Genomic DNA, 20,987 nt, shown 5'->3' on the forward strand with positions numbered 1-20,987 from the left:
AGTTCTTTCCTGATGTGACTTACCAAAGAGGTTCGCGATGGCAGATGATGGCTCAAAACAATCAACAGCGGTATGGCCGCTCCCCAAGTTCTATTTCCAGGTGAAATGGGATTCCCAGGTCATGTCGTTCCAGGAAATCAGCGGGCTCGATATCCAGTCCGAGGAAATCAAGTACCGCCACGGCGACAGTCCCGAATTTTCGGTGATCAAGATGCCCGGCCTGAAGAAGGTCGGCAACGTGACCATGAAAAAAGGGGTGTTCAAGTCGGACAACAAGTTCTGGGACTGGTTCAACCAGATCAAGATGAACACCATCAAGCGCGTGCCGGTGACCATCAGCCTGCTCGACGAAACCGGGGCCCCGACCATGGTCTGGACCCTGGCCAACGCCTGGCCGACCAAGATCACCGGCACCGATCTCAAGGCCGAGGGCAACGAGGCATCGATCGAAACGATCGAGATCGTGCACGAGGGCTTGACCATCGCTAACGCCTAAGCGGACCGCGCATGCTCGATCCGCTATCCTTGCTGACGTCGGACGGCTACCAGCCGTCCGCTTTCTACTTCAAGGTCATGTTCGGGGCGACCCTGGGGCTGGCCGACACCTCGTTCAAGGAGGTGTCGGGCATTTCCGCGGAACTGGAAACGGAAACCGTGATCGAGGGCGGCGAGAACCGCTACGTGCATACCCTGCCGACCCACTACAAGACACGCAGCCTGCAGCTCAAGCGCGGCATCGCCCCGATGACCTCGCCCCTGGTGCTGTGGTGCCGCTCAGTGTTCGAGGGCGATTTCGTTCTCCCCATCCTGGCCCAGCCGCTCGTGGTGTGCCTGATGAATGCCGATGGCTTGCCGATCCGCTCCTGGAGTTTCGCCAACGCCTATCCGCTCAAGTGGGAAGTCGAGGGCTTCGGCTCGGAAAAGAACGAAGTCGCGATCGAAAACATTACCCTCAGTTATAACTATTCCAACCGATTGACCTGACCATGCCCATTGAAATCAATCAATTGAACATCAAGTCGAACGTGGTGCAGGGCGCGGGGGCCGCGGGCGCCGCGCGCGCCCAGGAAGCGGCGCCCGTCAAGAAAGACACTTGCGTGCCGGGCGGCCCGCAACTGGGCGCCGACGACAAGACCGTGGCCCAGCGCACCCGCCTGCTGCGCGACGCCATCAACCAGATGCAGGAGCGCTAGATGGGCGGCATCAGCCTCGGCTCGAAAAACCTGCTCAAGATTTCGCCGTGCGATGCGGATGGGGGCGACATCGCCGGCCCCTTCTTCGAGGTGCAGATCAATCCGGCCAGCTACCAGCATCGCCTGAGCGTGCAGTACAACCAATGCCCGACCCTGGGCCAGCCGGGCGCCACGCCCAAGTTCAGCGCAGTCAATCCGGAAAAGCTGACCTTGCCGCAACTGATACTCGACGGTACCGGCGTGGTGTCGCTGTTCAGCGCCGATGCCAGTTCGCCGATGAGCGCCGGCCTCAGTCCCAGCGTCACCGAGATGCTGACCGCCCTGCGCACCCTGGTCTACGATTACCAGGGCGACATTCATGAACCGAACGTGCTGCGCTTTGTCTGGGGCGACATGAATTTCGTCGGGGTGGTCGAGTCGATGGACATCGATTACACCCTGTTCAAGCCCAGCGGCCAACCCTTGCGCGCCAAGGTCACCCTGGGCGTGCTGGCCATGGCCAGCCCCAAGAAAATCGCGCAGATCGCCAACCCCAGCTCACCCGACCTGTCGCACCTGGTGGCGGTGCGCGCGGGCGACACCCTGCCCCTGTTATGCGAGCGCATCTACGCCGATCCCGGCTATTACATGGAAGTGGCGCGGGTTAACGGCCTGGTCGGCTTTCGCGCCCTGACACCCGGCATGCTGCTGCGCTTTCCTCCGATTAACTGAACCGCAAGGCCGCGCCGATGTGTCCACCACCCGATTCCGTCTCCGCCCCCGCGCCCGCCGCCGGTCCGCCCTCGCCCGCCCTCGCCAGCAAGGGCGTGTTCAAGCTGGTCGTCAAGAGCGGCGGCGCGGCGCTGCCGGACAGCATGCGGGTCATCGCGGTGGAAGTCTCCCGAAGCGTCAACAAGCTCTCGCAGGCGCGCGTGTACGTGGCCGACGGCGACATGGCGGCCAAGACCTTCGCGGTCAGCGATGCCAAGGAACTGGTGCCGGGGGCGCTCATCGACATCGAAGCCGGCTACGGCAGCACCACCACGCCGATCTTTTCCGGCATCGTCATCAAGCACGCCATCCGCATCGACGCCGGCAATCGGGTGCGCGTGTGCATCGAATGCCGCCACCCGGCCTTTGCGCTGACCTTAAGCCGCAACAACAAGAACCACGTCGACAGCACCGACAGCGATGCCATCACGGCGCTGCTGACAGGTTGCGGCACTGTCGACGTCGCCGAGACCACCAGCAAGTATCACGGACTGGTGCAGTACTACAGCAGCGACTGGGATTTCCTGCTGGCGCGCGCCGAAGCGAACGGCTTGCTGGTCATCACCGGCGACAAGTCCGTCACGGTCAAGCCACCCGCCACCAGCGCCACGGCCGTGCTGAGCCTGACCTACGGCACCGACATCATGCGCTTCGAGGCCGAGATCGATGCCCGCTCCCAGTACGCCAAGGTGACCGGCGTGAGCTGGGACCCCGCCACCCAAAAAATTGCGACCCAGGATGCCACCCCCGCCGACCTGAGCTTGCAGGGCAACCTGGATGCGGCCACCTTGGGCAAGGTCGGTGCGGTCCCGGCCTTGCGCCTGCAAACCCCGGCGCCGCTGGACACGGCCGCGCTCACGGCCTGGACCAAGGCGCGCCAGCTCAAGGCCGCCCTGGCGCGGGTGCGCGGCAGCATGGCCTTCCAGGGCAGCGCCCTGGCCCTGCCCGGCACCCTGATCGATCTCAAGGGCGTGGGGGCACGCTTCAGCGGCAAGGTGTTCGTCAGCTCGGTCGAGCATCACATCGCCGACGGCAACTGGATCACCGATGTCGACTTCGGCCTCGACCCCGAGTGGGGCGGCGCACGCCAGGGTGGCGCCGGCGAAGCCGCGTCCGGCCTGATGCCAGGCGCCACCGGCCTGCACATCGGCAAGGTCGCCAAGCTCGATGCCGATCCGGCCGGCGAGAACCGCATCCAGGTCACCTTGCCGGTGCTGGAGGACGATGCGGGCGGCGTCTGGGCGCGCCTGGCCAGCGCCTACGGCTCGGACAAGGTGGGTGCCTTCTTCATTCCCGAGATCGGCGACGAGGTGGTGGTCGCCTATCTCAACAACGACCCGTCCAACCCGGTGGTCATCGCCAGCCTGTACAGCAGCATGCGCGCCCCGCCGTACGGATTGACGGCTGAAAACTATACCAAGGCGATCGTCACCAAGGGTTTGCTCAAGGTCGAGTTCGACGACGAGAAAAAGGTCATCAGCCTGCTCACGCCGGCCGGCAACAAGGTCGTCATGAGCGACGATGCCAAATCCATCGTCGCCACCGACCAGAACGGCAACACCGTCACGCTCAGCGACAAAGGCATCCTGCTCGACAGCGCCTCCGACATCGTGCTCACCGCCAAGGCCAAGATCACCATCACGGCCGGCAGCGACATGGCGCTCAAGGCCAGCAAGGACATGACCCAGGACGGCGAGAACGTCACCGTCAAGGCCGGCATGGGAATGGTCGCGAAAGGCGCGACCAGCGCCGAATTCTCGGCCGGCGGCCAGACCACCATCAAGGGAGCGACCGTGAACATCAACTGACCGCACCTGAGCCATTTCGCCGCCCCCGACCACCGTTCCCGAAAGGACGCCGCCATGCCGCCCGCCGCCCGCCAGACCGATATGCACGTGTGCCCCATGCAGACCCCCGCCGTCCCGTCCCCGATTCCGCATGTGGGCGGCCCGGTGATCGGCCCGGGCATTCCCGCCGTCAAGATCGGCGGCCTGGTGGCCGCCGTGGTGGGCGACAAATGCACCTGCGTCGGCCAGCCGGACGAGATCTCGAAAGGCTCGACCACGGTCTTCATCGGCGGCAAGGCGGCCGCGCGCATGGGCGACCCGTGCCAGCATGGCGGCACCATCATGCTCGGCTGCCCCACTGTCATGATCGGCGGATAAGGCGGCCATGAGCATCGACCAATCCTTCCTCGGGCGCGGCTGGTCCTTTCCGCCGGCGTTCGCCAAATCGGCGGGGCCGTACAGCGCCGGCGGCCAGGCGGCGATGGTGTCGGGCGACGACGATATCGTCCAGAGCCTGCACATCCTGCTGTCGACCGCGCCGGGCGAGCGGGTCATGCGCCCCACCTTCGGCTGCGGCATCAAGCTGCATGTGTTCGACAGCATCAGCTACAACACCCTGACCGAAATCAAGGGCATGATCGCGCACGCCATCCTGTTTTTCGAGCCGCGCGTCACGCTCGAGCAGATCACGGTCAGCGACGCCGCCATCGAGCAGGGCCGGCTCGACATCCACCTGGTCTACACGGTGCGCCTGACCAATACGCGCAGCAATATGGTCTACCCGTTCTACTTCGTCGAAGGCACCAATGCCACCCTTTGACACCGATCCCCCGCGCCTGTTCGTGCGCGACGGCATCAGCCAGGCCGGGCGCCTGCTGCCGGCGCTGCAGGACGGATATTTTTCGCTGGCCGAAATGTCTTTTCCCGAGCTGCTCGCCATGGCCAGCGAGTACGCCGCCCTGGTCAAGTTCTACCAGCTCGACAACAGTGTGAACGGCAACTGGGAAGCGTATTTTTCGGCCGACGAAACCATCGTCATCGCGCGCATCCTCTCGACCAGGCTGGCCCGCCTGCAGGGCGATTTCGAGCAATGGTGGGACAGCGGCAGCGCCGTCGAGGTGTCGCAGTGGCGGGTCGAAAGCTTGCCGATGACGGTGCTGGCCACCGATATGCTCGACCGCTGGACGCGCGCGCTCGAGACCAGTCCCGGCACGGCCGGACGCAAGCTGCACGCCCTCCTGACCAGCGTGATCGCCACCCTGTGCGGCGACGGCGGCGGTTTTGCCGCCTTCCTGCCGGCACAAGGACTGGGGCTGGGGCGGCACTGGCACGGCGCGCCCGCCGGCACGGTCAGCAGGGGCAGCATGCGGGCCAGCTATTTCGCTTTTGTCAAGGCGATCGAAATGGTGCAGCAGGAAGCGGCGCGCCTGTTGCCCGACTCCCTGGTCAGCGGCGAGCACGACCCCGGTGTGGCGCTCCTGATCGCCTTCATCAGGATGGCCGAACGCCTGCACCTGCGCCTGAACCGCTTCACCGGCGCCCACCTCGACTTTTATTACGAGCGGGTGCTGGGCATGAAGCCGCTGCCGGCCGTGCCCGACCATGCCTGCCTGGTGGTCGCTCCCTGCGCTCCAGGCCAGTACGTGGAAGTGCCGGCCGGCGCCGAGTTTTTCGCCCAGCCCGGCGGCGCCGGCGCGCCCCTGGTGTACCAGAGCGAGCGCACCCTGGCGGTCGGCGACGCCCGGGTGCGCGCGCTGAGCACCCTGTACTGCCACCGCGACCCCGATATCGCCCCCGAGACCGACATGGACGACAAAGGCGCGGCCCCGCCCCACCTGGCCTGGCCCAGCAACATCTGGTGCCGCCAGCTGGACGTGCCGGACAAGCAGGTCGTCACCGATCCGGCGCCGCTGTCGGCGCTGCCGCTGATGGGCGCGCCCAAGAACCCGGGCGCGAACGGCGCCGTGCAGGATGCGCGCTTCGGCGTCGCCCTGGCCAGCACGGTGCTCCTGATGCGCGAAGGCGCGCGCCAGGTCAGCCTGACCCTGCGCTTTGGCGACCACACCCTGGGCAAGCGCCTGCACGACCTGGAAACGGTGTTGCGCGGCAAGCGATCCGCCGAAGCGGACAGCGACGCGCCAGGCGACGCGCCAGGCGACGCGCGCATCGACCAGGAGGATGTGCGCGCGCGCATCTTGCGCAGCCTGTTCCTGATCGAGTTGAGCGGCCCGGCCGGCTGGCTGCCGGTGCCGGCCTACTATCCGGCCTGGGAGGGCGGCGCCGAGCCCGGCGCGAAGCCCGGCGCCGAGCCCGGCGCGGAAACGGCGCCGGGCGTGCCCATCCTGCGCATCGATTTCGAACTGGGCCTGGATGCCCCGCCCGTGGTCCCTTACGCGCCCGCGCTGCACGGCGAGGATTACCAGGTCGCGGTGCCGGTGCTGCGCCTGCGACTGAACCCGGACAGCTATGTCTACCCCTTCGGCCTGCTGCGCGCGCTGCCCCTGATTGGCGCCGCCATTGAGGTGCGCGTATGCGGCTGCCGCCAACTGCTGCTGCAGAACCACATCGGCATGCTCAGCCCGGCCCTGCCCTTCCAACCCTTCGGCGCGCTGCCGGCGGTGGGCTCTTACCTGATCGTCGGCAGCGAGGAAGCGGCTGTCAAGACGCTCACCGATGCCGACATCGACCTCGAATGGGGCGACCTGCCACCCGACAACGGCGGTTTCCTGGAGTACTACCACGACTATCCGGGGGCTCTGGACAGCGACCAGTATTTCGCCCGCATCGAGGCGCTGGCCGACGGCGTCTGGGGCCCGGACGAAGCCGAGGCGCCCTGGGTGCCGCTGTTTCGCACCGACTACGGCCACAACGCCAGCAAGCGCGTGCTGCGCCACATCACCCTGCCGTGCGAGGGCGTGATCGGGCGCACCAAGCCGGTCGCCGCGCCGGCCACGCCCGACACCGGCTACAGCGCGACGGCGCGCAACGGTTTTTTCAAGTTCACCCTGGCCGCGCCGCGCTTCGCCTTCGGCCACCGCGAGTATCCGCACGCGCTCGGCTACGCCATGACCCGCAACCTGCGCGACAAAAGCCGCCACTTCCAGGCCGGCGTGCCCGACCTGCCCTACACCCCGCTGGTCAACACAATCGCGCTCAATTACCGCGCCATCGCCCATATCGGCCTGCACCGCGGCGCCCCGCCCAAGGCGCTGGCCAATAACGTGCTGATCCACCTGCACCCGCATGGCTGGGAAGCGATCGGCGCGGCCACCGAGACCGGCGTTACCCTCATTCCCGACTGCGACAACCTGGGCAACCTGCATATCGGCCTGTCGGCCAGCCGCTTCGACGCCGCGCTGACCCTGTTTTTCCACCTGCGCGACGATTCGGTGCCCGGCCATCCGGGCGAGCCGAAATGGTCCTACCTGAGCGGCAACCGCTGGAAAACACTAGCGCGGCGCAATATCATCGCCGATGGCACCAGCGGCTTCATGACCTCGGGCGTGATCACCTTGTCGATCCCGCCCGACATCGGCCTCGACAACACCGTCATGCCGGCCGGCCTGTACTGGCTGCGGGTGGGCGCGTCGGCCGCGCTCGAACACTACTGCAGCATCTACACGGTGTACGCGCACGCCCTGCAAATCCGGCGCCAGAGCGCGGTCGCCGGGACCCAGGCCAGCATGATCCTGCCGGCCGCCAGCATCGAACGCAGCCGCACCGTGATTGCCGGCCTGGGCAAGATCACCCAGGTGGCCGCCTCGTCCGGCGGCGCGCTGCCGGAAAGCCGCACCCAGATGCATACCCGGATCGCCGAGCGCCTGCGCCACAAGGGGCGCGCGGTGACGCCAGCCGATTACGAGGCGCTGATCCTGCAGCAATTCCCCGACGTGTACAAGGTCAAGTGCTTCCCGAACATGGTCAGCGAGGGCATCTCGGCGCGCGACTGGGTGCGCCCCGGCCACCTGCTGATCGTCGCGCTGCCGCACCTGCCGGACGGCGCGCCGCTCGACTCCATGCCCCATCTGAACGGCAAGCTGGTCGACGACATCGCGCGCTTCATCCGCACCGTGGCGCCGCCGGCGGCCACCATCGCGGTCAAGCCGCCGGTGTACGAGCAGATCCAGGTGCGCTGCGGCATCCGCCTCAAGGACGGCCTGGCCGGCGGCCACTACATCACGCGCCTGAACCAGGACATGTCGTCCTACCTGTCGCCGTGGCGCACGCCGGGACCGCAAACCCACTTCGGCTGGCGCGTGCGCATGCACGATATCGAATCGTTCATCATCGGGCTCGACTACATAGCCGACGTCAGCGGCTGCTCCATGCTGCGCGTGGCGCCCACCGGGGCCGCGCGCTTCGTGCTGTCGGACACGGCGCGCGGCGTCGCCGGCGCCGGCGCCGCGCTCACGCCGCAGTATCCGTGGAGCGTGGCGGTGCCCCTGCACAGCCACCTGATCGGAATGTCCAGCACCGACGCGGCCCGCGCGGCCGACCTGAACTCGCTCGATATCGGCTCCACCTTCATCATTTCACAAGAGGATAGTCATGGCGCTTCATAGCCGGGAAACACTCAAGCGGCTGTTCCAGAAAGGCGCGATGCCAGCCCAGGACGCGTTCGGCGCCCTGATCGAATCGATGCTCAACATCGTCGACCAGCAGTTCGACAAGAATGCCCACGACGGCCTGAAGGTGGGCCAGATCGGCCAGGGCCGCCTGATGAGTTTTTATCACGACATCGCCGACAAGAGCGCGATCTGGTCGGTGCGCATGGACAAGGGCGGCACCAGCCTGGTATTCGGCACGGGCGGGCCGCAGCCGGCGGACGGCCCGGACGGCGCGACCGGCTACCGCAAGGCGATGGCGCTCAGCCCGGCCGGCGCCGAGCTCCGCTTCGCCACCCTGCCCGGGGCGCCGCGCACGGCCACCAGCCAGTTCGAACTCGACTTGCAGGGGCGGATCGTGGCGGACGGCCGCATCGGACGCGCCTGCACCAGCGTGCCGGCTGACGGCCACTGGCACGACGTCACGTCCGACCTGACCGGCTGCCAGGCGTTCGAGGTGATGGCCGGCGCCGGCAAGCGCGATTCGGGCAAGTACGCGCTGCTGCACGCCTATGCGCTGTCCGCCTTCCAGGGCGGCAAAAACGAGATCACCTGCCACCAGGCCCATTACGGCAGCAAATGCAGCCGCCTCGAACTGCGCTGGTTCGGCGCCGGCAAGGCCGCCACCTCGCCCTACCGCCTGCAGATCCGGACCGGCTGCGCCTACGACAGCGACGACACCACCCCCGCCGAGCGCACCGCGATCCGGGTCTACCTGACCCAGCTCTGGTTCGACCCGGCGATGAAGGCGGGCTGGCCCAAGTCGGCGCGCGGCGGCCAGCCGTGAGCAGTTTGACCCTGTCGCTGCGCGCCGAGCAGGGCGCGCTGGTGATCGAAGCGCTGGCCGAGCTGCCGTTCAAGACCGTGTTCGACCTGATCGGACGCCTGAACCGCCAGGCCAATGCCGCCGATGCCGGTGCCGATGCCGATGCCGCCCGCGCCTACAGTGTCAGCGTGCCAGACCTGCAGCTGATCGTCGGCGCCCTGCGCCTGCTGCCCTATCACCGCGTGCACCTACTGATGGACGCGCTGGAGGAACAGGTGGCCGGCATGGGCGAGGCATGAGCGCAGCGCTGACCATCACCACGCGCGGGCCCGATCCCGACGGCCTCGATTTCGAGGCCCTGCAGCGCACCGGCACCGCCTTGCTGCAGGCACTGTGCGGTCAGCGCTGGACCGACTACAATGCCCACGATCCTGGTGTGACCATGCTCGACCAGCTCAGCTACGCGCTCACGGAACTGGCTTACCGCTCCGCCTTCCGGCACGAGGATTACCTGGCCGGGCGCGACGGCACGATCGACCTGAAACGGCACGCGCTGCACCTGCCGCAAGACGTTTTTCCGAGCGAGCCAGTCACCGCCGACGACTGGCGCCGCCTGCTGTACGACCGCATTGCCGAGATCGAGGACGTGTGGGTGACCCAGGCCGATGGCGGCAATGGCTTGATCGACATCGCCTTCAAGCTGGGCGATCCCCCCACCGGCGCGCGCGCGGAGCCGACGCCGGCCCAGGCGGCCGACGTGGCGCGCCGCATCCGCCTCTGCGCCGGCGCCGAGCGCGCGCTGTGCCAGGACATCGGGCGCATCGCCGCCCTCGAGACCGAGGATTTCTACCTCGAGGGCGACATCGAGGTGCACAGCCTGCGCGATCCGGCCGCGATCTACGCCGACATCTTTTTCCAGTGCGCCCACCACGTCATCTCGGGCCTGCAATTCGACAGCTACGAGCATGCGGCGGCCGACGGCATGCCGCCGGACCAGCTGTTTTCCGGTCCGTTCACCGCCCACGGCCACATCATCGAGAACGAACAACGCGGCGCCGACGCTGCCATTTCGCTGCCCCGCCTGATTGGCCTGATCCGCGCCATCGATGGCGTGCGCCAGGTCCATTCGCTGGGCTTGTGCGACGCCAACGGCAAGCCCGCCAAACCCGATGGCGCGGGTGGCAAGCGGCTGGTGCCGCGCCTGCGCTTTCCCGGCAACGAGCTGCAAAAGCGCCTGCTGCGCGTGCATTTCATGGACCAGACCGTGGGCAGCGGCGGCGCCGGCGAGGACGATACCGACGCCTTGAACGCACTGATCTCGAACGCCAGGATCAATCTGAACAAACTGCAGTTCGAAGCGCGCGCGCTGCGCCAGCGCAACGCCTCGCTGGAGCACCTGACCGAGGTGCCGGCCGGCGCCGGCCAGCCGCTGGCGCCCTACTACTCGATCCAGCACCAGTTCCCGGCCATCTACGGCATCAATGCCTACGGCGTACCGGCCAGCGCCCCGCCCGCGGCGCACGCGCACGCGCGCCAGCTCAAGGCCTACCTGTACGTCTTCGAACAGGTGATGGCGAACTACCTGCAAAACCTGGCCGGCATCGCCAGCGTGTTTTCGATCGATCCGGACCTGAACCAATCGTATTTTTCGCAGCCGCTGAACAACGCGATGCTGCCCGATATCGAGCCGCTGTACGCGCGCGAGCCGGACCAGATGGCGCAGGAACTCGACGCGATCCGGCGCCGCCTCGACCCCTTCGAGGACCGGCGCGAGCGCGTGATCGACGTCATGCTGGCGATGTACGGCGAGAGCTACACGCAGCAGGCGCTACGCAAATTCAATGTCTACTTCCCGGTGCGCCAGACCATGCACGCCTGGCTACTCGACAACAAACTGGCCTTCCTCACCAATATCGTGGTCTTGCTGCGGCAACGCGCCGCCGCTTTCCGCTACGACCTGCCGGCCTGGGACAGCGACAACGTCAGCGGCGCCCAGCGCAAGATCGCCATCTTGCTGGGACTGCACGAACATCACTGCTGCCGCTCGCTGTGCGAGCCGATGCGGCGCGCCGGCCTGCACATCGTGCCTGACGCCCAAATGGGCGAAGACGCGCTGCTCACCGTGTTCAGGAACGTGCTTGCGGCACGTCCCGGCGCCGCCTTCAAGATTCCCGCGACCCTGATGCGCAAGGCCTTCGCGCCCGGACGCCTGGATATCGGCAACGCGTCCGGCGCGCGCACTACCGTCAGGTTCAGGGCCAGCGCCGCGCCGCCGGCGTACTGGCACCTGGGCGAGCTCGCGGCCGGCGAAGGCCCGGCCGAACTGAAACAACTGAGCGAGACCCTGCGCGCGCTGAATATGCGCTGCGAAGGCTTTCACCTGGTCGAACACACCCTGCTGCGCCAGCGCCGCGCCGACAGCACCACGTTCCCCGCCACCGGCGAAGGCTTTTACCCGTTCCGCGTCAGCGTGGTGTTCCCCAACTGGACCGCGCGCTTTCACGATCCGGAGTTCCAGAAGCTGGCGCAGGAAACCGTCAGCCTGAACCTGCCGGCGCACATCCTGCCCACTTTCTACTGGCTGGACTACGTGTACATGAACGATTTCGAAACGCGCTTTCACAGCTGGCTCGGCAAGCTGCGCCATGCGACCCTGGCCGCCCAAGATGCCGCGGAGCCTGACGGCAGCGCCGACACGGCCCTCGATGCCGCCTCCGCCTATCTGATCGGTTTCCTGCTGCGCCACCAGCAGCGCGACACCGCAAGTCACTGGGTCTGAGCCGATGAGCGCCGTCCACCGCATCGGAGAACTGCTTATCGAGCTGACGTTCGAAAGCGACGCGCCACGTCCCCAGCCGGTGCCGCACGAGCGTTTGCTGGAGCTGGTCAAGGGGCGCATGCTGCCGGAACTGGAGGCGGTGCTCGACGAAATGGACGATGGCCGCCTGCGCCGCGTCGAGCGGCTCGACATCGACCTTGGCGATGTGCCCGCGCATCTGCTCGACGCGGAATTGGGCGAACGTCTGCGCGAGCTCCTGCGCGGCGCGCTCGGCGACGCCTTGCGCGCCAACCCCGGCGTCGCCGCCGACGCCGGCGCACTCGCGCACGATGCCGCCCTGTTCGAGCGCTTCCTGCGCAGCGGCGCCGTCGACGGACGTGGCGACACGCCCGCGGCCCTGCTGGAACGCCTGCTGGCCAATGACGCCCTGGCCTTGCCGGGCATCGTGCGCCGCGCGGCGGCCGTTGCCGGCGCCGTCAAGCGCCTGGCGCAGCAGATCGATGGCGGACAACTGCGCCGCCTCCTGCCGCTGCTGGCGCAGGAAGCCGGCGCCTGGCTGGCATTGGTGGACGCGATCGGCGCAGCCCTTGCCGGCGACGCCGGGGCGCGGCGCCAACAGGCGCGCACGCTGTGGGAGCTGGTGCTGGCGCACGTGCTGGACGCGCCCTGCGGCGAGGTCACGCCGGCACTGCGCGCGGCCGCCGGCGCGCTCGGAGCCGACGCCAGCGCGCAGACCCGGGCACTGCTGCTGGCGATCGGCATCGACAGCGCCTCCCGCGCGCCCGGCCCCGGCGATGCGCAGGCGCGCTTCGCGCAGGCGCTGTCGGCGGCGGACGCGGCGTCCATCCGCGCCGACTGGGATGAACTGGTGGCGCACCACGCCCCGGCGCTGCGCGCGGTCATGCTGCGCCGGGGCGCGGACCAGGCCTTATGGCAGCGTATCGCCACGCATTTTCCGCTGTCCATGCTGGACGACATGGCGACACTGGCCGGTTCGGCCGCCACGGGCCGCGAGCGCGATGCTTGGGCCGGCGCCATGTTCGAGGCGCTGGCGCCCGCCGCTGCCGCCGACGCCAGGATCAAACAGTTCGTGCGCATGCTGGCCGAAGCCAATCCGGATTATCTGCCGTTCGCATGGACAGCCCTACGCACGGTCCATGCCGATGCGCTGGCGGGCGCGATGCGCGGGATCGGCGCGCGCCATGACGTCTGGCAGCGCGTCGCCCAGCGCTTCCCCCTCGCGCTGCTCGACGAGCTGACCATGCTCCTGGCGCCGCAAGCCCTGTCCATCCCGGAACAGCACGTGGCGGCGCGCACGCCCGCACAGGCGCGCAACGCCTGGCTCGCCGGCATGATGCACCTGAGCGCCGTGCCGTTCGATGCTGCCCGCTACCGCGCCGCGCTGCGCGCCCCCGGTACGCTCGTGGTCAAGCTGTGGCAGCGGATCGAAGCATGCCTGGCCACCGAGGCTGACGACCAGCTGCCAGAGATCCTCAGGCAGGAAATCGCCGCCCATGCCGCCGGCAGCGTCAGCCCGGCGGACTTTCTGCGTGCAGCGTGGGACGATCTGCGGCAAGGTACGACCTTCAATCCCGCCGCCGTGGAAGCACGCGCCGCGACCGCATTCGTGCTGCGCGCCCTGCTCGACGCCGATGCGTCCGCGCTGTCGGACATGGCCGGCGAACCCGCACGCGCGGCGATTGCGCATATCGGCGCCAACGCGCAGGTCTGGACGCGCGTAGCCCAGCGCTTTCCCGTGGCGCTGCTCGATAAGATGACCATGCTGATGGCGCCGCAGGCGCCCGCCGTCCTGCACCGCCTGGGCAGCGCGGCCGTGGCCGAACGGGACTGCTGGTTCGCCAGCATGATGCACCTCGCGGCCGAGCCCTTCGACGCGGCCCGCTATACCGCTGCGATGACCGATGCCATCGGCACGGCGGCGCAGGCGCGCATCGTTGCGGCGCTGCTGGCCGCGGACGCGGCAAGCCTGCCGCCAGATGCGTTTTCCGCATACGGCGGAGCTGCACGGATCGCCATCGCCAGCATCGGCGCGCGCAGCGACGTGTGGGAGCGCGTGACGCAGCGCTTCCCGCCTGATGTTCTTCACCGGATGACGGCTTTGCTGGCACCGCAGGCCAGCGAACTATTGCGCGAGCTGCCGGACTGCGGGCCGGAGCGCTGGCTCGCCAGTTTCATGCACCTGACGGTGATGCCGTTCGACGCCGCCAGCTACGCCGCCGCGCTGGGCTTGACCTGGGGTGCGGACGCCGGACAGCGCATCTTCTCTGCCTTGCTGGCCGGCGATGCGGCGAATCTGCCAGCGGACATCTTCAGTACGCACAGCGACGCGGCACGCGCCGTCATCGCCCGCATCGGCGCCCGTGGCGACGTCTGGGAGCGCGTGGCGCAACGCTTCCCGGTCGATGTACTTGCGCGGATGACGGCATTGCTGGCACCGCAAAGCCGGCCACCGGTTCAGGACCGCAAGCGCTGGCTCGCCAGCTTCGTGCTCCTGGCGAGTGGCGCCGGCATGGAACAAGGTATCTACTCGGCCCTGCTGGCCGGGGACGCGGCGTCCCTGCCAGCCGGCATATTCGGTGCGCACCGCGACGCGACGCGCGCCGCCATCGCCCGCATCGGCGCACGTGGCGACGTCTGGGAGCGCGTGGCGCAGCGCTTTCCGCCTGATGTTCTTCACCGGATGACGGCATTGCTGGCGCCGCAGGCCGCGGACGTGCTGCGCGGGCAGCCGATCCGTGATCCTGAGCACTGGCTCGCCAGCTTCATGCACCTGACGGACGCGCCATTCGACGCGGCCCGCTACGCCACCGCGCTGGGCGTTACGGGCCGCGCCGACATCGGACAGCGAATTTTGTCGGCCTTGCTTAGCGCGGACGCGGCGAACCTTCCGGCGGATGTATTCAGTGAGCACAGCGACGCGGCACGCGCCGCCATCACCGCGATCGGCGCGCGCGCCGACGTCTGGGAAAGGGTGGCACGGCAATTCCCGCTCGATGTACTTGGCCGGATGGCGGCATTGCTGGCGCCGCAGGGCGAGCTGCCGATCCATGATCGGGACCGCTGGCTCGCCCGCTTCATGCAGCTGGCGGCCAAGCCGTCCGGCCCCGCCGCAATGGACGTGACAAGCCGTGCGGACATCGGACAGCGAATTCGGTCGGCCTTGCTGGCCGCGGACGCGGCGAAGCTGCCGGCGGAGATATTCGATGAGCACAGCGACGCGGCACGCGAGGCCATCGCCCGGATCGGCGCGCGCGCCGACGTCTGGGAGCGCGTGGCACGGCAATTCCCGCTCGATGTACTTGGCCGGATGACGGCATTGCTGGCGCCACAAGGCGAGCTGCCGATCCATGATCGGGACCGCTGGCTCGCCCGCTTCATGCAGCTGGCGGCCAAGCCGTCCGGCCCCGCCGCCATGGGCGCAACGAGCCGCGCGGAGATCGCACAGCGAATCTTGTCGGCCTTGCTGGCTGCGGACACGGCAAACCTGCCGGAGGACATATTCGGTGAACACAGCGACGTGGCACGCGAGGCCATCGCCCGGATCGGCGCGCGCGCCGACGTCTGGGAAAAGGTGGCTCAGCGATTCCCGCTCGATGTACTTGACCGGATGACGGCATTGCTGGCGCCACAAGGCGCGCCGCCGACCCAGGATCGGAACGGCTGGCTCGCCCGCTTCATGCAGCTGGCGGCCAAGCCGTCCGGCCCCGCCGCCATGGACGTCACGAGCCGCGCTGCCATCGTGCAGCGAATTTGGTCGGCCTTGCTGGCCGCGGACGCGGCGAAGCTGCCGGCGGAGATATTCGATGAGCACAGCGACGCGGCACGCGAGGCCATCGCCCGGATCGGCGCGCGCGCCGACGTCTGGGAAAAGGTGGCTCAGCGATTCCCGCTCGATGTACTTGACCGGATGACGGCATTGCTGGCGCCACAAGGCGCGCCGCCGACCCAGGATCGGAACCGCTGGCTCGCCCGCTTCATGCAGCTGGCGGCCAAGCCGTCCGGCCCCGCCGCCATGGACGTCACGAGCCGCGCTGACATCGTGCAGCGAATTTGGTCGGCCTTGCTGGCTGCGGACGCGGCGAATCTGCCTGCGGAGATATTCGGTGAGCACAGCGACGCGGCACGCGAGGCCATCGCCCGGATCGGCCCGCGCGCCGACGCCTGGGAACGGGTGGCGCAGCGCTTCCAGACCGATGTACTTGGCCGGATGATGGCATTGCTGGCGCCCCAGGGCGAGCCGCCGATCCAGGATCGGAACCGCTGGCTCGCCCGCTTCATGCAGCTGGCGGCCAAGCCGTCCGGGCCCGCCGCCATGAGCGTAACGAGCCGCGCCGACATCGGACAGCAAATTTGGTCGGCCTTGCTGGCTGCGGACGCGGCAAACCTGCCGGAGGACATATTCGGCGAGCACAGCGATGCGACACGCGAGGCAATCGCCCGGATCGGCGCGCGCGGCGACGTCTGGGAGCGCGTGGCACGGCGATTCCCGCTCGATGTACTTGAACGGATGACGGCATTGCTGGCACCGCAGGCCGGGCTGCCGATCCGCGATCGGGACCACTGGCTCGCCACCTTCATGCCTCTGGCAGCCATGCCGTTCGACGCGCACCGCCATGTTGCGGCCTTGGTCCCGGGCGCGCCCGCACGCCAAAACCAGCGAACACCTGCGATCCCGGTCCTGCGCGAGCGCATCGACAGTGCCGCCGATCCGGAACGGCTTATTCTGTCGGCGCTGATGTCGTCCGATGCCGACGCCTTCGAGGCGGCCCTGCGTGACGTGCAGGACGACGGGGCGCGCAAGGCAATCGCCCACATCGGCGCCCGCTTCGATGTATGGCAGGCCGTCGCCCAGCGCTTTCCGCCCGCGCTGCTCGGCCGGATCACCGCCTTGCTGGCGCCGCGGGCGGCCATCATCCTGCGCGATCTGCATGCCGGTGCGCACGCCGCAGCGATTCCCGAACGTCGCCGCTGGCTCGCAAGCATCATGCACCTGACTACCACACCATTCGACGCCGCCCGCTATGCCGCCGCAATGAGCGCGGTAGCCATCGACACCGGTAGCGAAGCGGACACGGAATCCGCACAGCGCATCCTGTCCGCCCTCCTTGCCGCCGACGCGGCCGCCTTGCAGCCCGATACCCTGGTCGTGCATGCCGACGCTGCGCGCCAGGCCATCGCCCGAATCGGCGCCCGTGCCGACGTATGGCAGCCGGTCGCGCGGCGCTTTCCGCTTGCGCTGCTCGATGAGATGACGGCATTGATGGCCCCGGCCGCGCCAGCCATCCTGCGGCAGCCGCCAATCGCCAGCGGCGGCGCGGCACTGCCCGCGCGCGAGCGCTGGCTGGCCAGCATCATGCACCTGGCGGCGACGCCATTCGACCCGGTGCGCTATGCGGCGGCGGTGGGCGCCCCTGTGCCACCGGACGCGCGGTCCGGCGACACCGCGCAGCCGCTTCAGCGCATCCTGGCGGCGCTCGGCGACGCCGATGCGGCCGCCCTGACGCCCGATCTGCTCTCGACACACGACGATGCGGCGCGCCAGGCGATCGCGCGGACCGGCGCCCGCTTCGATGTGTGGCAGCGCGTCGCCCTGCGTTTTCCGCTCGCGCTGCTGGACGAATTGACGACACTGGTGGCCCCGCAGGCGCCCGCCATCCTGCGCGGCATCGCGGCCGCGTCGGGGGCGCCGGCACGCGACCTCTGGCTGGCCAGCATCATGCACCTGGCGGTGACGCCCTTCGACGCACAGCGCTACAGCGCCGCGCTGCGCGCCCCCAGCGCCCACATGATCGACCTGTGGCGGCAAGTCGCCGCGCGCACGGCCGCCGTGGAGAACCAGCTTCAGCGCGACATGCAGATGCAGGCCATCGCGGCGCATGCGGCGCACAGCGCGAGCCCGCCGGACTTCCTGCGCGCCGCCCATGACGCGCTCGGACATGCGCAACGCATCGATCTGACTGCCGTCGATGCGCGCGCCCGCACCGCGTTCCTGCTGCGCGCGCTCGTCGACGGCGACCCGGCCGGCCTCACTCCGGCCGTTTTTGCAGGTCTCGGCGACCATGCCCGCAAGGCGATCATGGACATCGGCGCGCGCGCCGCCGTGTGGGAGCCGGTCGCGCAAGACTTCCCCACGCAGGTGCTCGATGCGCTCAGCGCCCTGCTGGAGCCGCACGCCGCAAGCACACCAGCATCCGACCGTGCGCGCTGGCTGGCCGCCATCATGCGGCTGACCGCAGCCCCGGCCCCCGCCGCGCAAGCGGCCACGCCTGCCGCGCACGGCGATACGACCAGCCGCCTGCGGCAAGCCATCAAGGCGCACATGGCAAGCCCTGACAGCGTACTGCAACACGCCATCGACGCGCATGCGGAGCGCAGCGCGGATACCGCCGGCTTCCTGCGCGTCGTTCTCACCGCACTGGAAGCCGGTGCGGAAATCGACCTGGAAGCCATCGCCGGGCAGGTCGACAGCCAGCCTGCCGCAGCGGAACCGCCGCCCGCAAGCGCCGCCCCATCCACCCCGGAGGACCCCATGCCTGCCGCACCGACCATCCACGCGCAGTCCGACCCCGACGTGCTGCGGCGGATCGCCGCCCACCTCGACAATGCCGGCGAGCACGGAAAAACCCTGCTCGGTGCCGCCCAAGCCCATGCCAGCCGCAGCGCGGCGCCGCAGGCCTACCTGGGCCAGGTGCTCGACGACCTGGCCAACGAGCGTGCGGTCGATCTCGATGATCTCGACCAGCGCTTCGCCGCAGCGCCGCCGCCGGCGCCGAAACGGGCCGCCGTCTCCTGCGCGCGCGCCCTCGCCGCCCACGCGCCGGCGCAGCGCGCGGCGCTGGCCCACCTGCTCCACGGCGCCGGCGACGACAGCGCGCAGTTTTCGGCGGGGCTGCTCGACAGCGTGGTGACCTTGCTGGCCGGGGCCGACCTGGAGGCAGTGCAGCGCTGCGCGCGCGAGGTTGGCGGCGCACTGGCGCGGGACCTGCCTGCGCCCGCCGCCGCCCGCATCGGGATGCGCACCAGGCAATTTGCCTTCGGCTGGTTTTTCGAACAGCGCCTGCGCTTCGAACCTGCCGCGTATGCGCGCTCGCTGGCATCCCATCTGACCGAACCGGCCGGCGTCGCCGCGCCGGCGCAGCGCCATGCATCGGCCCTGAGGCCGGCGCTGACCCCGGCCACCGCCAGCTTGCTCGATGACGAATGCGACGCCCTGTACCTGTCGAACGCCGGCCAGGTATTGGCAGGGCCTTACCTTCCGCGTCTGTTTGCGATGGTGGGCCTGACCGAGGGCGCCCGCTTCAAGAACGCCGAAGCGGCCGAACGCGCGGTACACCTGGTGCAGTTCATCGTCAGCGGCCAGACCGACTGCCCGGAATACCAGCTCGGCCTGAACAAGGTCTTGTGCGGCTTGAAGCTGAGCGCCCCGATCGTACGCGAGATCGTGCCGACCGGCGAAGAGCGGGAGGCGGTCGACACCATGCTGCGGGCGATGATCGCGCACTGGAAAACCATCGGCAATACCTCGCCCGACGGCTTGCGCCAGGCGTTCCTGCAGCGGCCCGGCAGCATGCACCTGAAAGACGACGCCTGGCGCCTGAAAGTGGAAGCCGGCTCCTTCGACATGCTGCTCGATGCGCTCCCGTGGTCATTCTCGGTTATCCGGCATCCTTGGATGGAAAGGGCTGTGCATGTCGAATGGCGCTGAAAAAGAGGCCCTGACGGCCAACGCGCGCAGCCTGGCGCGCGAGATCGACTGGTTCGGGGCGGTGCTGACGGCGCGCTTCGAGACCTACTTCGTGGCCCAGGATGCCGACGCGGGGGTGGTGCCGGTCTTTCCGGCCCCGCCCGACCTGGCCGGCGACACCTCATTGTTCGCCGAGACAGTGCGCAGCGGCGCCGGGACGGCGATGAGCGCCGACGAGCGCATCGTCCTGATCCTGGCGCTGCTGCCGCACGTGCGCCCGCAGGCGCTCGATCTGCTGCTGACGCATAACAAGCTGATCGAACGTACCTTCACCGAGTTCGGCGGCGTGCGCGGCGCGGCGCACAGCGGCTTGCTGCCGACCGGCGAAACCGGCGTCTTCATCCTCGCCGGCGACGACTTGCAGCGCCGCTTCGAAGTGGGACGCCTGTTCGAGCCGTCGCATTTTTTTGCGAAGCTGGGCATCTTGCGCATGCAGCAGGCGGCCAGCGGCGAGCCGGCGCTGCGCGCGACCCTGGCGGTGGAGAGCGATTATCTGCACCGGCTCACCGTCGGCCAGCAGCACAAGCCGGACTTCGGCGCCGGTTTTCCGGCCAAGCTGATTACCACCCCGCTGGCGTGGCCCGACCTGGTGCTGGCGCCCGAGGTGATGGATGAAATCGAGCAGATCCGCGCGTGGCTGCGCGGCGGCCCCGCCCTGCTGCGCCGCTGGGGCCTGGAAACCAAGGTCAAGGCCGGCTTTCGCGCCTTGTTCTACGGCCCTCCGGGCACCGGCAAGACGCTCACCGCGACCCTGCTCGGGCAATCGGTCGGGGTGGACGTGTACCGCATCGACCTGTCGATGATCGTGTCCAAATATATCGGCGAGACCGAAAAGAACCTGGCCAATGTGTTCGACCAGGCGCAGAACAAGAACTGGATCCTGTTTTTCGACGAGGCCGACGCCCTGTTCGGCAAGCGCACCGAAGGCAGCAGCTCGAACGACCGTCACGCCAACCAGGAAATCTCGTACCTCCTGCAACGAGTGGAGGACTTCCCCGGCGTCGTGATCCTGGCGACCAACCTGCGCTCGAATCTGGACGAGGCGTTCGCGCGCCGCTTCCAGGCGGCGATCTATTTTCCGCTGCCGGACGCGCTGCAACGCGAACAATTGTGGGACAAGCTGTTTCAGGACCGCGCTCTGCTGGGCGCCGACGTCGATCTGCACCGCCTGGCCGACAAGCACGTGCTCTCGGGCGGCGCCCTGACCAACGTGGCGCGCTACGCCGCCATTCGCGCGGCGCGGCGCCAGGAAAAGCAGCCGGCCGATTCCGTGCGCATCGAACTGGACGACCTGGAACGCGCGATCAAGAAGGAATTCATCAAAGAAGGACGCACCCTTTAGG

At 68.5% G+C, this 20,987-nt stretch carries 13 protein-coding genes; all 13 read left to right on the plus strand.

Translation table 11 applies throughout. The annotated features are described in order from the left end of the window. Positions 1–37: 37 nt before the first annotated feature. Genes IV454_RS26000 through IV454_RS26060 form a run of 13 tightly spaced genes read left to right on the plus strand, consistent with a single transcriptional unit; the run spans position 38 to position 20,986 of the window. Entirely contained in the window at positions 38–496 is a 459-nt protein-coding gene (locus IV454_RS26000) for a phage tail protein (RefSeq protein WP_054262780.1), read from the plus strand. Between the two features lie 11 nt (positions 497–507). Further along, on the plus strand, positions 508–984 hold the full coding sequence (locus IV454_RS26005) for a phage tail protein (protein WP_206088519.1): 477 nt from the start codon (positions 508–510) through the stop codon (positions 982–984). A gap of 2 nt (positions 985–986) precedes the next feature. After that, on the plus strand, positions 987–1,193 hold the full coding sequence (locus IV454_RS26010; RefSeq protein ID WP_054262782.1) for a DUF5908 family protein: 207 nt from the start codon (positions 987–989) through the stop codon (positions 1,191–1,193). Next, the gene (locus IV454_RS26015; RefSeq protein WP_206088520.1) at positions 1,194–1,904 is read left to right on the plus strand and encodes a CIS tube protein; all 711 of its coding nucleotides are present in this window, start codon (positions 1,194–1,196) and stop codon (positions 1,902–1,904) included. A 17-nt stretch (positions 1,905–1,921) separates the two neighbouring features. Beyond that, positions 1,922–3,751: a type VI secretion system tip protein VgrG gene (gene vgrG / locus IV454_RS26020; protein ID WP_206088521.1), complete on the plus strand. Its 1,830-nt coding sequence runs from the start codon at positions 1,922–1,924 to the stop codon at positions 3,749–3,751. Positions 3,752–3,805: 54 nt separating this feature from the next. After that, positions 3,806–4,108, plus strand: a complete 303-nt coding sequence (locus IV454_RS26025) for a PAAR domain-containing protein (protein WP_206088522.1) — start codon at positions 3,806–3,808, stop codon at positions 4,106–4,108. 7 nt (positions 4,109–4,115) lie between these two features. After that, entirely contained in the window at positions 4,116–4,550 is a 435-nt protein-coding gene (locus tag IV454_RS26030) for a GPW/gp25 family protein (protein WP_054262786.1), read from the plus strand. Continuing rightward, entirely contained in the window at positions 4,537–8,292 is a 3,756-nt protein-coding gene (locus tag IV454_RS26035; protein ID WP_206088523.1) for a baseplate J/gp47 family protein, read from the plus strand. Before IV454_RS26030 ends, IV454_RS26035 begins: the two co-directional genes overlap by 14 nt. Then, a complete protein-coding gene (locus tag IV454_RS26040) occupies positions 8,279–9,121 on the plus strand; it encodes a hypothetical protein (protein WP_206088524.1) in 843 nt (280 codons plus the stop codon). The genes IV454_RS26035 and IV454_RS26040 overlap by 14 nt, the downstream gene beginning before the upstream one ends. Continuing rightward, positions 9,118–9,399, plus strand: coding sequence for a hypothetical protein (locus tag IV454_RS26045; protein WP_206088525.1), 282 nt, complete (start codon positions 9,118–9,120; stop codon positions 9,397–9,399). Before IV454_RS26040 ends, IV454_RS26045 begins: the two co-directional genes overlap by 4 nt. After that, on the plus strand, positions 9,396–11,879 hold the full coding sequence (locus IV454_RS26050) for a baseplate wedge protein (RefSeq protein WP_206088526.1): 2,484 nt from the start codon (positions 9,396–9,398) through the stop codon (positions 11,877–11,879). Before IV454_RS26045 ends, IV454_RS26050 begins: the two co-directional genes overlap by 4 nt. Before the next feature lie 4 nt (positions 11,880–11,883). After that, positions 11,884–19,605 carry a contractile injection system tape measure protein gene (locus tag IV454_RS26055; RefSeq protein ID WP_206088527.1) on the plus strand — a complete coding sequence of 2,574 codons (7,722 nt, stop codon included), beginning with the start codon at positions 11,884–11,886 and terminating at the stop codon, positions 19,603–19,605. Next, a complete protein-coding gene (locus IV454_RS26060) occupies positions 19,589–20,986 on the plus strand; it encodes an ATP-binding protein (protein WP_206088528.1) in 1,398 nt (465 codons plus the stop codon). The genes IV454_RS26055 and IV454_RS26060 overlap by 17 nt, the downstream gene beginning before the upstream one ends. Position 20,987: the final 1 nt, after the last annotated feature.

The organism is Massilia antarctica, assembly GCF_015689335.1.
Taxonomy (GTDB): domain Bacteria; phylum Pseudomonadota; class Gammaproteobacteria; order Burkholderiales; family Burkholderiaceae_D; genus Telluria_A; species Telluria_A antarctica.